Below are 13,584 nucleotides of genomic sequence, written 5' to 3' on the forward strand. Positions count from 1 at the left end.
CACTCGATTAATTGCAGACTTGGACTACTTTATAACTAGTTGCCACAAATCGAGCTGTTGTTGAGAAAGAGCATGAAAAAATATTATCGTCTCGCACTAAGTATCAATCTTCTTTGCATAGTTATTGTCTTACTTTTCGCTATTTCAAACGTTAATCTGTTGATCCTGGTTGTTGTCTTGGCAGCAGGGCTAGCCAGCTTAATTAAGTTGGAAAAAGCAATAAAAGATAACGTTAACTTTTACGAGCAAATCCTTGACGCGATTCCCAATCCATTGTCAGTGACAGACATGAATATGAAGTGGACATTTGTCAATAAAGCGGCTACCGACCCTTTGGGTGTTAAACGCGAAAATGTACTTGGGCAGCACTGTTCAAATTGGGGAGCAAACATCTGTAATACCGAAGACTGTGGCATAACCTGTTTGAGAAAAGGCAAACCAGTCACAGCTTTCAATCAATGGGGGAAAGATTTTCGGGTAGATACTTGTTATATCCGAGGACTCGATGGCCAAAAAATAGGTCACGTAGAATATGTGCAGGAAATTACTGAAAAGGTTGCCCTAAAAGCCGTGTACAGAGATGTTGATGCGATCAGTGAGAATCTCACAACAGGTGCAAACGAACTTAAAGTTGCCAGTCTCGCTCTTACAGAAGGGTCGACTCAGCAAGCCGCCTCAATTACTCAAATAGGCAGTTCGCTAAACGAAATACTCACTCAGGCGAATGAAAATGCCGAACGTGCATCCAATGCCAGTGCAGTATCATTTGAAGCCAGGCAAGCTGCTACTAAGGCCTCTGATGAGATAAGAGAGCTCGAACAGGCCATGGAAGAAATTAATCGCTCCAGCGTTGCAATTAGCGACATTATAAACGTCATTAATGATATCGCTTCCCAGACAAACTTACTCGCGCTTAATGCGTCAATTGAGGCTGCTCGTGCAGGAGAAATGGGCCGCGGATTTGCTGTCGTTGCAGACGAAGTACGTCAACTTGCAGAACGCAGTACAAAAGCCGCTAGCGAGTCAGCGCAGTATATTCAATCATCGGTAGACAATATCGAAAAAGGAAATGCAATAACACAGGAATGTGTCGCTGCATTAAGCAAAATTGTTAATCACGTTGAGAGTATCTCCAGCAATATAGAAGAAATCGACAATGCTTCGCAAGGTCAGGCTGCGGGGTTGAGTCAGGTAAATCAAGGCATGTCGGAAATCGACCAGGTGATCCACTCTACCGCAGCATCTGCAGAAGAAACATCTTTGTCTTCTGCGGAGCTGAGTGAGCTTTCGCTGAAGCTTCAGGAGCAGCTTGCAAATATGCGAAAGATTGATGGATTAATTGATAAGGTTGACCCCAAGGACGCAGACCTGATTGAGATAAAGAATGTGTCTTAGTATTTAACTGCTCGCTCATTCGATTTTTATTGAAGTAGCCTGACTGTTTTATTACTGGTTATAAGGACTGGTTGGTAATTGGAGCGCTGAGGTCGCCGGTATTACAGGTATACCGCCTGATGGTTTTCGGATAATAGCGGCACACACCTGCACAGCGCCGCCTTTCCAGCTCTCATTGTGTCCGGATGGGTGATAATAACAAACGCTTGCTGTTCGTTTTGGACTGAAACGGTATTGGCCAGTGCTGTAGTGCAGCGACAGCTCTCAATTACTCCTGTCCAGTTGTGTCCACCAGGACCGGTGAGCAAAACGCTTGCAGGCATAGCATCGTTTATACCGCTTTTTACTTAGCATAATACTATGTTGCTGCGGGCGGTTTGTAGCCGTTTAACTGACCAATCGCCCCTCAACAACACCGCTGTTATTAACCGTGCGTTACAATAATGTGGCGAACATCGCAATACTTATAACCAGCCCGGCGACAAACATGATGCTGCGTAATTTGTCGATGTCGTACCAATAGCAAACCAGGTACACAATCCGGCAAATCACAAAGGCCACAGCCAGGTATACGTGAGTAGTACCAATAGTGGATAATGCCAATACCGCGAGTGCCGCCGGCGCGAAATAGGTGATAGCCTCAAAACAATTATAATGCGCTGCATTGGCCCTTGCACCAAACCCTTTTAAGGCCTGCTGCTGAGCGCGAGGGTCGTGATTATCGTAGCCACCAGCGCGATGCATCGCAATAGCCAATGGTACTTTTGCCAGAAATGGCATGACACATACCAGTATCAGACAGAGTAAAAATATCGTCATATCAGTATCTCTCTTTGAAGTTTTAAAGGTTATTGGCGTTGCATAAAGATGGTAACTTCTGCCATTACCAGACCAAACTTTTTCACATAAGAGCGGTTCATCAGGGTGCCGTCACCCATGGCCCAAAACCAATCGTCGAACGCAACCTGATAAGTCGTATCGTCGACCGGTAAGTCCATTTCGTATTGAAAATTAAAAGCATTACCGTAAGAGGTACCCTTTGCCACACCCAGAATGTCGCCGGCACGGCCTTCATAAACACCGCTGCCGGTTGGCGTTATCCGCCAAGTGCGCTGCACTGGTCCCTCGCCCACTTCGTAATCAAAGGACTCGTCCAGCACCAGGGTGTCACCATCCATACTCCCTTTAATGTCCACGGTGAAGCGTTGCACCACATCACCAGAACGGTTCTGTACGATGCCCCAGGCCTTCACTTCACCATCAAAAAATTGCTCCAGCGACAACGGGGGCGTTGTTTGCTGATACTTGCTGCCATCGATGGAAAGACTGCAACCGGTTAATGCAAAAACCAACAACCCTAAAACTAATATACGATACATGTCTATTCCTCTAACTGCAGTAATTTTGCTCTGAATTCAGGCTCGGTGGTTTGTGGTCCGAGCCAGATATTAAAAAACCATTCGCCGAAAGCCGGTTCCGCTACCTCGCCCACCAGCTCGGTATTATGAAAAAAGCGGGTTACACCGGCTCGGGTTTTGATACCGGTGATGGTGTCCTGCTCTTTCACATCCGGGAAAATCTGCTGCATCATGCTCTGCCAACGCTCTATACGGGATTTGTCCGACAAACCTTGCTCGCGCATCTCTTTAATAGAACGCTCGGCAATGTCCGCACCATCAAAGTCGCGCAGATAAGTCAGCGCTAGGGCAAAAGAGGCCTGTGGCTGCCATTTTCCCTGCGGGGCAAACAAGCGGGCGTCATATACGTCCCAGAATAAATACGAGTAGCGGGCTTCGCCAACTTTGGCTGCACCGGGTACCGCCGAACTGACTAATTCAGGCACGCCGCTGTTGGCCTGCGCGGTATAACTCAACATTAAAAAAGTCAGGGCGCAAAGCTGTTGCAGATAATTTGTCATAAACACTCCGAACAATCTGATGCTTCTTATACCCCGGCAGGCTCTTTCATGATCACATTGACAAAATACCGGTGATTGATCTTTTCAATGACTGGGATTACCCTGCGCTTTTGGTTACTGACAGCAATACCCATCATGACCCCAGAGCACCTGCAAAAGCAGTTAGGACTCAGCCTGCCATCTCCGTTACAGCGCTTTACACCAGACTGGCCGGGCGCCGACAGAGTCACTCTGTGGGTGAAGCGTGACGACCTTATCCACCCCATTATTTCCGGTAATAAGTGGCGCAAGCTGAGTCAGTTGTTGGCAAACAACGCCGCCACGACGCAACACATCGTGAGCTTTGGTGGCGGCTTTTCCAATCACCTGCATGCCCTTGGCTGGTGCTGCCAGCAACTGGGCATTGAGTTTACGGCGTTGATCAGAGGTAACTATGCCGCATCGCCAACCCCAATGCTGACCGACCTGAGACTCTGGCAGGCCAATATCCGCTACCTGACTAAACTGGAATATAAGCAACGTGATGAGTCTGACTACCTCGCCCGACTGAGCAAACAATATCCCCGGGCCCTGATCATTCCTGAAGGTGGCAGTCAGCATGCTGCGCTGGCCGGTGTTAAAACCATGCTGGAGGAATGTCAGGTACCGTTTGATAAGATTATTGCTCCCGTGGCAAGTGGCGCGACAATGGCCGGTATAATTGCCGGTGTCACCGCCAGGCAGCAGGTATTGGGTATTGCAGTTCTTAATGGGCTTGGGTATCTTGAAAACCTGGTAGCACGATTTTTACCCATTAAATCAAAACGCGACTGGCACATTCTGCATCAATATCATCACGGGGGTTATGCCCGCACCTCGCCGGCACTACTCAATCTGTGCGCAGAAATGCAGCAGGACTATGCGATTCCGGTAGAGCCAGTCTATTCAGGCAAAGTATTTTTTGCGGTAAAAGCGTTGCTGGCTCAGGGGGTCTTTGCAACTGACGAGCAGATAATCATTGTGCATACCGGCGGGCTACAGGGAGCCCGAACTGATCCGGAGAGCTATTCGTAACGTTACCAACCCAGAGTATTAAAAACGAACAGGGAGACAACATGAGTGACAATCATACCGTTTTTTCGCGTCCCGGCCAGTTGTTAATCGACCGCTCGTTAACCCTGTGTAAAACCCTACTGCGGATGGAAAACTCCTTTTACCCGTTCGCAGCGATTTATGAAAACGGCCGTATAGGCTGTTTATTCAGTGAAGATTTTGGCGTTGAGAATCCTGGTGAGATGCAAATTCTTGAGCATTTGCAATGGCGCATCATCGATAATATCACCGACAACGATGCCTATGCTACGCTAGTGTATGCGGCACAAATCGAAATTAATGAACAGGAAGCCCAAGACGCTATTGTAATTACTTTGTGCGAACCCAACCGTCCCGAACGTTCGGTGGTCTATCCTTATTATCGTCAAAATCAGCGTGTCATCCTTGCACCACCACTGGTTGAAAAGTAATCATTATTAATCATTTTACAGCGCGGCAGGAACTGCATTGTAAGGCTATGCTTTTAGGCGGCAGACGGTCAACTTTGCTTGCCTATTTTCCGCCGTCTGATAGCATTCATCGCAAATTTTAAATCCATTACAAAAGGGATCATGACTATGTCTCGTGTTCTGATTATCGGCGCTGGTGGCGTAGCGGCAGTTACTGTAAAAAAATGTGCTCGCCTGCCTGAGTACTTCGACGAAATTTACCTCGCCAGCCGTACCGTTTCGAAATGTGAAGCACTGCAGCAAGAAGTGGGAATCAACCGTGTAAAAGGCGTATTCGCCGTTGATGCCGACGACGCTAAAGCCGTTGAAGCATTAATTAACGACGTTAACCCGGATTTGGTAGTTAACCTGGCGCTGCCGTATCAGGATCTGCCAATCATGGATGCCTGTCTGGCCACCAGGACCGATTACCTGGATACCGCCAACTATGAGCCCAAAGATGTCGCCAAGTTTGAATACAGCTGGCAATGGGCCTACCAGGATAAATTCAAACAGGCCGGTATCATGGCGCTGCTTGGCAGTGGTTTCGACCCGGGCGTAACCAATGTTTACACCGCCTATGCGGCGAAACACTATTTCGATGAAATCCATTATCTGGATATTGTTGACTGTAACGGCGGCGACCACGGGCAAGCCTTTGCCACCAACTTCAACCCTGAAATCAACATTCGTGAGATCACTCAACGGGGTCGGTTCTGGGAAGAAGGCGAGTGGAAAGAAACCGATCCACTGAGCGTACGCGAAGATCTTGACTATCAGAATATCGGTGTTCGTGCTTCTTACCTGATGTTCCACGAAGAGCTCGAATCCATTGTTAAGCACTTCCCGTCACTGAAACGCGCCCGTTTCTGGATGACTTTTGGCGATGCCTACCTCAACCACCTGCGTGTATTGGAAGGCATCGGTATGACCAGCATCGAGCCGGTGGAATTCCAGGGTCAGCAAATTGTCCCACTGGAGTTTCTGAAAGCCGTATTACCTAATCCGGGCTCCCTGGCCGAAGGCTATACCGGCATGACCTGTATCGGTACGTATATTACTGGTATTAAAGACGGCAAAGAAAAAACCATCTTCATCTATAACAACTGCGACCATGCGGTGTGTAATGAAGAAGTTGGCGCTCAGGCAGTGTCTTACACCACTGGTGTGCCTGCCATGATTGGCGCGATGATGATGCTCCAGGGTAAATGGCATAAGCCAGGCGTTTGGAACATGGAGCAATTTGATCCGGATCCGTTTATGGAAGAGCTCAACAAGCACGGCTTGCCGTGGCATGTGATCGAATGCGATAGCAGCCCATTCAGCAAGTAACGGTATTGACGGAGACGACGGCGTGACCGATTTAACCCAACGCACCGATATTCCCTCCCCATGCTATGTGCTGGAGGAAGCGAAGCTGGTTAACAATCTGGAACTGATGAAACGCGTGCAGGATGAATCCGGCGCCAGAATTATTCTGGCCCTCAAAGGGTTCTCCATGTGGTCTGTGTTCGACATTGTGAAGCAGTACCTCCACGGCGCCACCGCCAGTTCGGTATGGGAAGCCCGTTTGGCCAGCGAAATGGGCAAAGAGGTGCATGCCTATGCGCCAGCCTACAAAGCGAAAGACATTGCTGAACTGGCAGGGTTAGTTAATCACCTGTCGTTTAACAGTCTTAGCCAATGGCAGGCGTATAAGGATGCCTTGCCTGGTGTTTCGCTGGGCTTGCGTATTAACCCTGAACATCAGGAAGCAGACACCCCCCTATACGATCCGGCTGCGCCGGGTTCGCGACTGGGGATCCGCGCCAGCGAACTGGAAGGTATCGGGTTAAACGGTATTGAAGGCTTTCACTGCCACAATCTCTGTGAGTGCGACTCTTTCGCAACGGCTCGCACCCTCGAGGCCATCGAACAACGTTTCGGTGAATGGCTGGGGCAATTAAAATGGTTAAATTTAGGCGGCGGGCATCTGATGACCCGCGCCGGCTATGACGTTGACCACCTTATCAGTACGCTGAAAGCGTTCAAAACGAAATACCCCCACCTGGATGTGATCCTCGAACCGGGCTCTGCAGTGGCCTGGCAAACCGGGCCGCTGATTGCTGAAGTAGTGGATATCGTAAATAACGATGGGCCCATTGCGCTGTTGGATATATCAGCTACCGCGCATATGCCGGATGTACTGGAAATGCCTTATCGCCCGGCGATATTGCACGGTGGACAACCCGGAGAACTGGGCCATGATATCAAGCTTGGCGGCAACTCCTGCCTGGCCGGCGATGTGATAGACACGTACAGTTTCGCAGAGCCCCTGGCCATTGGCACACGGTTGCAGTTTGAAGACATGATGCATTACACCATGGTAAAAACCACGTTTTTTAACGGTGTGGAACACCCGGCTATTGGAATTTTACGCTCCAACGGAGATTTCGAATTAGTCCGTCAATTCCATTACGACGATTTTAAAGCGCGCTTATCCTAAGCGCGTTTCCATCACTCCGATTTTAACGCCTTGTTAGCTTTCATCGATCTCTAAATTACCTTCTTCCGTAATGTAGAAAAACGAAATTCGCTTTCTTTTTCGCCGGGGATTTTTCCATACCAGTAGCCTGACATATCAAGCATTGGAGGTTGTGAAGCTACTAGAAATGAAAAAAGAATAAGTTTAATTAGCATTATTTCCCATCAATCTAGACACAATGACTCCCTGTGAAATGCTAGCCTCCGCATTTTCGTTGGTTAGCTGAAAGCCATTGCCATAATTAGTTTGTTCAATACTAAATCAATTTGGAGGCTAGCATGAACAAACATAGCATGATTTTTATCGGATTGGATACGCACAAAGAATTTCATGAAGTGGCGTATTGTGAAGAACAGCGTGGTGCTGTACCTGTTCATTACGGGCGCATCCCTTCTTCCAAAGTCAGTGTTAAAAAGCTACTACGTCAGTTTGAATCGAAATATCCTGGCGCGACTCTGCACGTGGTTTATGAAGCTGGACCTTGTGGCTACTGGATTTATCGACTGATAACAAGTTTAGGTCATTGCTGTTATGTGGTCGCCCCTTCTCTTATTCCGAAAAAGCCTGGGGAGCGAATTAAAACCGACCGTCGGGATGCGCTTAAATTGGTGAGGTCATTGAAGTCAGAAGACCTCACGCCAATCTATGTCCCGGAGCCCGAAGATGAAGCGGTTCGCGATTTATCCCGCGCTCGTGAAGCGGCCATGAAGGATTTAAAAGAAGCGAAGTATCAGCTTAAGGCCTTACTGCTTCGAAACAATATTCGTTATGAAGGCACAGCCAACTGGTCGAAGAAACATCTGCGCTGGCTCACTGAATTGATATTGCCCCATCCGGCGCAGCAAATTGTTTTGCAGGAACAACTTCAGACTATTGAGGAACGCATCCGGCGATTAGAACGGCTGGATAATGAACTCACTCATCATGTTCACCAGTGGCGTTATTATCCGGTAGTGAAGGCGATTCAGGCTATGCGGGGCGTTCGCTTGCTAGTGGCTGTTGGTGTCGTGGCAGAACTTGGCGATTTACATCGCTTCGACCCCCCCAGAAAGTTGATGGCGTACTTGGGCTTAGTCCCAAGTGAACAATCCTCCGGAGGCAAACGGCACTTAGGGGCTATTACCAAAGCAGGTAATGGAAGGGCCAGGCGTCTACTGATTGAAGGCGCGCACAGTTATCGATACCCGGCAAACGTCTCCACCGAGTTACAGTTAAGGCAGGAAGGCTTACCTAAAGACATCATTGATATTGCCTGGAAAGCGCAGCTTCGTTTGTGTAAACGCTACCAGCGAATGAGTAAGAGAGGAAAACACTACAACCTCATCATTACCGCCATTGCCAGGGAAATGGCAGCCTACATCTGGGCAATCGCGAAAGAAGTGGTACTCACGCCGGTTAATCCCAAATTAAGACTGAGCCGGGTACCTGCATGATAAACGAGTTTGAGCTAACGCATTCGGATCAGGCCGCGGAAGGTGGCACAACCTACGAGGGCGTTATGATGGCAATCACTTAACCGTGATTGACCCACGAGCATAGACTGATGAGAAGGTGCCACGGCGGATTGAGTAAGGTCAGCTCTGCTTATTCATCGAATAAGTAACCTACGAATACCAGCATAACAACCGACGACATTACTGCCTCATCCGGTGCGTTAGCTCATTTATTTGAGTGAAAAAGATAACTAATTATGGACTGAAAGAGTGTCAGGGAAGCACTCGTTCAGGGTTGACAAAGGGAGTCATACCAACGCCCCAAGAAGGGGCTATTACATGTGGGCTATAATACGGAACGAAGTGACGGGAGCCCACATGTAATTGTCCCGCTTACTTGGGTTTGTTAACTGCCAATACCTCGCCTTTGCGCTGCTTTACGTTCTAAATTGCGAACCATTGCTTGATTAGTTGGATATCTTGGCAAAATAAGCCATAAAACAATATAGGCCAAAATAGTAGCGCCGAAGAAAAACATGGCAAGTACGAATACTAAGCGTAGACCGTTTGTACGAAGACCATAGTAGCCTGCCACCCCAGAACAAACACCAGCAATAATCCCTGTTTTACCACGTGTAAGTAAACTTATCTTGTGAACATCTTGCATGCCTTCTCCTTTGGCGGTTAACGCCCCAAGAAAGGGCAATTAGCGCAGGCTATAATACGGAACGAAGTGACGGGAGCCTGCGCGTAATTGTCCCGCTTACTTGGCTTGTTAGCTGCCATTCTCACCGTAGCTGATAGCAATGTGTTCACCATACCGGTTATTTGCTTTAAATATTTCACCTTGTTTGATGAAGTTGATTTGTAATGTTTTGGCATCCGGTTGCCATGACATAGTTGGCTTTACAATTTTTGGGGGGCTATCAGCAATAAATATATTACCGGGTTCATTCTCTAAATTATCCCTAACTGGAATAATTGATATTTGAGTAGAGAGACCTGTAGTAGCCCCACAACCTCTTGAAAATGCCAATGCTATGAATTTACCATCAGGCGACTGCGATTGCTTATATATCTCATTACCGCAGATATCATCCGATATAGAGTCACAAGCTTTAACCATGATTGCGACGAATAAGAAACCCCAAAAAAGTGGGGAATATATTATTTTCTTCATCATTTCCCTATGGCTGCTAACTGTTAAATAGACACCAAAACAGTCTGAATAAAACTGCCATTTTGGTGCTTTTCAATCTCCTAATAGTTTCAGATTATCTTAAATGTCCCACAGATAAAAGAATACGGCTGTAATGGTGTTTTTTATCCAACATTAAATACACCACTCCCTACTATAATTGTAGTTTGGTGTAAAACGCGCACCAGAGAATAAATTACGCTCTCTCGACAGCTACCATCGCTTTAATTTATGGCTGATAACTGAGCGCTTAAGATTGAGCTAAATAATACCGTGCCCACGGCTAATACCACTGGCGGCGATTTTGCCTTCTGCCAGTACGGTATCGTCCAGTTTAATTTTGAACGGGCTGTCGGCCTTACCAACGATACTGTATTCAAACCCGTATATATGGTTGTCCTGAATATGCACCGTTGCTGAGCGGGCCGGCGAGACTAATTCGTAAACACCGTTGTCGGCATGCTCATTGATGATATTCACCATCCAGTTGCCGCGTTCCATATCGATATTGAGCGTTTTCTCAAGCATTCGTCATTCTCCGAAGAACGTTGTGTGTCACCTGAAATAACTAAAGAAGCACACTGCAACTGCCAGCGTGTTGATATTTGAATTATTGAAATAACGGCCTTAGAACAACCAGCCGAATGTAGGATAAATCGTTAGTCCTATTTTAGGGCCAAACCGGCCTGATACAAAGCGTTTTTCTTTAGCTGATAATGATCTGCCACAATGGCAGCCGCTTTTTTCAGTGGTAAATCCTGCTGCAGACGTGTGAGCAGTGCCATGGCTTCTGCGGGCAGCTCATCGCTGGCAGGCGGAGCGCCGGCAACCATCAATACAAATTCACCCTTTTGATGTACGGCATCTTCTACCAGCCAGGCGATGATACCGTCCGGCGTATCACTGATGTAGGTCTCAAAGGTCTTGGTCAGCTCTTTGGCCAGGACAAGATGCCGCTCTGGCCCCAGGACTGCTTTGATGTCGTTAATGGTATCCAGAATCCGCCGTGGTGCTTCGTAAAATACGCTGGTGCAGGTTCGGTCGAGCAACGTTGCCAGCACATTCATTCGAGCCTGATTTTTAACCGGTAAAAACCCTTCAAAAATAAACCGATCGGTAGCCAGGCCGGAAGCGCTTAGCGCGGTTATCGCCGCACAAGGGCCAGGCAAAGCAACCACATTGATACCGCTGGCCCGGCATGCACGTACCAGCACAAAGCCAGGATCGCTGATCAATGGTGTACCGGCATCACTAATTAATGCAACGGATTCGCCGCCGAGCAGTTTATTGCACAGCATTTGAGTACGCTTTTCTTCGTTATGATCATGCAGCGAAAGGGTTTTCGCCTGAATAGAAAAATGTTGTAAAAGCTTCTGGCTATGACGGGTATCCTCCGCTGCTATCCAATTTACAGCGCCTAACACGTCGATAGCCCGCTGGGTAATATCCTGCAGGTTGCCAATGGGCGTTGGCACAATGTAAAGGGTAGCGGCGGTCATAGGATAAAATCCGGCAAAACTGAAAGGCTGCCAATATACCTGTTTGTCACAATGGCGGAAACCTTTGTGTGGTATTCACTGCTCTTTGGGCCAGAATTTAGATTAATCCGTAGATTTTAGTTATCAGTCAGTTAAACTGACAGTTCAGGAATAATTGTATGGAATCGCGGAACATTTATGCGCCGATCTTACCCATGGTTACTGTTAGGTTTAAGTGTGACTTTGCTGTTGAGCGGTTGCGGTTCTACCGCGCCTACAACCCGCGTACCGGTGAAAACCTCTGTGCCGGAGGAGGTTCAGGCCGAAGAGAATCCCGAGACAACGCTGACTCCTGCGATGATGGTCGCCCGGGCTCAGGATGTCTGGCAGACAACCAGCGATGTGAATTTGCGTAACCGTTACCTGCTGGATGCGGCACAAGCCTTTCTGGATGAAGGTGCGCCAGCCAAAGCCAGCCAGATTATTTATATGCTGCGTGATCAAATCCGGTTAGCGGAACAACAAAATCGCTATCAGTTACTTCTGGTCGAACTCTATAGTAGCGATCCCCGGGTGGGCAGTGCACAGCGACTCGAACTGCTGCAATCCATAGCAGCCCCCGACCCGGCTACCAAAGCGCAAAAGTTTGCTTTGATGGCAACCGAATATACTCGTCTTGGTCAGTGGCTGGCGGCCGCTGACGCGCTGCTCAATAGTGATGATGCCTCCCCCGAACATGTGGCTCAGGCCTGGCAATGGGTAAACCAGGCATCGACACAGCAATTACAAAACAGCGCCCGCTTTACCAAACTCCCCGCATACGTTTCTTTACGTCAGCTTATTCTTGAGTATGGTTTTGAGCCTGACGCACTCCGGCAACAACTGGCTCAGTATCAGCGCGTATTTCGCAATCACCCGCTGGTCACTTATTGGCCGGACAACTTAAGCAACCTCGCTCAGTTGACCCAAACCAAGCGCGAAAGCATCGCTGTTATGTTGCCACTCAGTGGTCGTTTACAGGTCACCGGCATGGCGATAAAAGAAGGGATACTGGCCGCTTATTTTAACGATGCCGCTGCAATGAATGCAACCCGGATCCCACAGTTGCACTTTATCGACACCAATGGCGTAACCGTCGACGAGTTAATTGCGGCCGCTGCAGACGCTGACTGGATCATCGGCCCCTTATTAAAAGAGAATGTGGATGCTCTGCTGCCTAAACTCGGCCCACAACACCGCATTTTGACGCTCAACCGACCTGAACTAACCCTACCTGCACTCGGCAATAGCGAACAAGAGAGAGAGCTGCTGCCAGCCAGCTTCAGCTCTCAGGTTTACTATGCACTGGCGCCGGAAGATGAAGCCAGTCAGCTGGCCGAACGAGTATTTACCCAGGGGCGTCGCTCACCGGTGCTGGTCGCCTCCGAAAACACCCTCCACCAGCGCATGCAGGACGCCTTTTTAAATCGCTGGCAGCAGCTTACCAGCGGCCTGGCTGCGAGTCAGCACAGTGCCCCTACCCTGGTTACCTATTCCGATAACAATACACTGCGGGAGGGGATTCTGGATGCCCTGGACGTTGCCCAGAGTAAGGAACGCATCAAAGAAATTCAGAGTTTCGCCGACGATGAGTTATATAACATGGCGCGTAACCGACGGGATATTGATGCAGTAGTGGTGTTTACCTCACCGGAACAAACCGAACTGGTTAACCCGGTAATTGAAGCAAGCATCAGTCCTTTTGGTGGCGTAACCGTACCGGTTTTCGCAACCTCCCGGTCTATTGATTATGCCCAGTCGCGCAATCAGTGGCGTGATTTGGAGAATCTGCATTTCCTCGATATGCCATGGGTACTGCCAGACAATCCGGCACCGGAGCTGGCCGCCCAGACCGAAGCGCTGTGGCCGCAACGCCCTACGCCGCTGCAACGTCTGTTTGCCTTTGGCGTAGATGCTTACAACCTGCTGCCGCGGATTAGCAGTATGGCGTTGTTACCACAACTACAGTACGAAGGCCTGACCGGCTCACTCAGTGTTAATCAGAACAATGAGATAGTGCGCAGTTTACCCGAAGCCGTGGTCACCCGTGAACGAGTAAAGGTACTGGCTGAGTAACGC

14 protein-coding genes are annotated in these 13,584 nt (G+C 48.6%); 7 read left to right on the plus strand and 7 right to left on the minus strand.

The annotated features are described in order from the left end of the window. The first annotated feature begins 72 nt into the window (after window positions 1-72). On the plus strand, window positions 73-1,395 hold the full coding sequence (locus AC2T0J_RS00985; protein ID WP_489808345.1) for a methyl-accepting chemotaxis protein: 1,323 nt from the start codon (window positions 73-75) through the stop codon (window positions 1,393-1,395). Between the two features lie 435 nt (window positions 1,396-1,830). Here AC2T0J_RS00985 and AC2T0J_RS00990 read toward each other — a convergent pair whose 3' ends face one another. The 3 genes from AC2T0J_RS00990 to AC2T0J_RS01000 are packed head-to-tail and all read right to left on the minus strand — an operon-like array spanning window position 1,831 to window position 3,313. After that, the gene (locus tag AC2T0J_RS00990) at window positions 1,831-2,214 is read right to left on the minus strand and encodes an MAPEG family protein (RefSeq protein ID WP_489808346.1); all 384 of its coding nucleotides are present in this window, start codon (window positions 2,212-2,214) and stop codon (window positions 1,831-1,833) included. A gap of 29 nt (window positions 2,215-2,243) precedes the next feature. Then, a complete protein-coding gene (locus tag AC2T0J_RS00995; protein WP_489808347.1) occupies window positions 2,244-2,774 on the minus strand; it encodes a DUF3833 domain-containing protein in 531 nt (176 codons plus the stop codon). A 2-nt stretch (window positions 2,775-2,776) separates the two neighbouring features. After that, window positions 2,777-3,313 (minus strand): chalcone isomerase family protein, encoded by a 537-nt coding sequence (locus AC2T0J_RS01000; protein WP_489808348.1) that lies wholly within the window; start codon window positions 3,311-3,313, stop codon window positions 2,777-2,779. 135 nt (window positions 3,314-3,448) lie between these two features. Here AC2T0J_RS01000 and AC2T0J_RS01005 point away from each other — a divergent pair, with 135 nt between their 5' ends. From AC2T0J_RS01005 to AC2T0J_RS01025, 5 genes are all read left to right on the plus strand, one after another. After that, on the plus strand, window positions 3,449-4,366 hold the full coding sequence (locus AC2T0J_RS01005) for a 1-aminocyclopropane-1-carboxylate deaminase/D-cysteine desulfhydrase (protein ID WP_489810408.1): 918 nt from the start codon (window positions 3,449-3,451) through the stop codon (window positions 4,364-4,366). 41 nt (window positions 4,367-4,407) lie between these two features. Next, entirely contained in the window at window positions 4,408-4,815 is a 408-nt protein-coding gene (locus AC2T0J_RS01010; protein ID WP_489808349.1) for a hypothetical protein, read from the plus strand. Window positions 4,816-4,962: 147 nt separating this feature from the next. Further along, the gene (locus tag AC2T0J_RS01015) at window positions 4,963-6,165 is read left to right on the plus strand and encodes a saccharopine dehydrogenase family protein (RefSeq protein ID WP_489808350.1); all 1,203 of its coding nucleotides are present in this window, start codon (window positions 4,963-4,965) and stop codon (window positions 6,163-6,165) included. Window positions 6,166-6,187: 22 nt separating this feature from the next. Further along, entirely contained in the window at window positions 6,188-7,318 is a 1,131-nt protein-coding gene (gene nspC / locus AC2T0J_RS01020; protein ID WP_489808351.1) for a carboxynorspermidine decarboxylase, read from the plus strand. Between the two features lie 317 nt (window positions 7,319-7,635). Next, window positions 7,636-8,790 (plus strand): IS110 family RNA-guided transposase, encoded by a 1,155-nt coding sequence (locus AC2T0J_RS01025; RefSeq protein ID WP_489808352.1) that lies wholly within the window; start codon window positions 7,636-7,638, stop codon window positions 8,788-8,790. A 406-nt stretch (window positions 8,791-9,196) separates the two neighbouring features. Here the strand turns inward: AC2T0J_RS01025 and AC2T0J_RS01030 are convergent, their stop codons facing one another. From AC2T0J_RS01030 to rsmI, 4 genes are all read right to left on the minus strand, one after another. Further along, on the minus strand, window positions 9,197-9,457 hold the full coding sequence (locus AC2T0J_RS01030) for a PspC domain-containing protein (protein WP_489808353.1): 261 nt from the start codon (window positions 9,455-9,457) through the stop codon (window positions 9,197-9,199). Window positions 9,458-9,565: 108 nt separating this feature from the next. Further along, complete coding sequence (locus AC2T0J_RS01035; RefSeq protein ID WP_489808354.1) at window positions 9,566-9,973, minus strand: hypothetical protein; 408 nt, start codon at window positions 9,971-9,973, stop codon at window positions 9,566-9,568. A 276-nt stretch (window positions 9,974-10,249) separates the two neighbouring features. Then, window positions 10,250-10,516: a hypothetical protein gene (locus tag AC2T0J_RS01040; RefSeq protein ID WP_489808355.1), complete on the minus strand. Its 267-nt coding sequence runs from the start codon at window positions 10,514-10,516 to the stop codon at window positions 10,250-10,252. A gap of 137 nt (window positions 10,517-10,653) precedes the next feature. After that, complete coding sequence (rsmI, locus tag AC2T0J_RS01045; protein WP_489808356.1) at window positions 10,654-11,487, minus strand: 16S rRNA (cytidine(1402)-2'-O)-methyltransferase; 834 nt, start codon at window positions 11,485-11,487, stop codon at window positions 10,654-10,656. A gap of 177 nt (window positions 11,488-11,664) precedes the next feature. On the opposite strand from rsmI, the gene AC2T0J_RS01050 reads away from it, so the two are divergent. Beyond that, complete coding sequence (locus AC2T0J_RS01050; protein ID WP_489808357.1) at window positions 11,665-13,581, plus strand: penicillin-binding protein activator; 1,917 nt, start codon at window positions 11,665-11,667, stop codon at window positions 13,579-13,581. Window positions 13,582-13,584: the final 3 nt, after the last annotated feature.

This window comes from Alteromonas sp. ISO5, assembly GCF_058105165.1.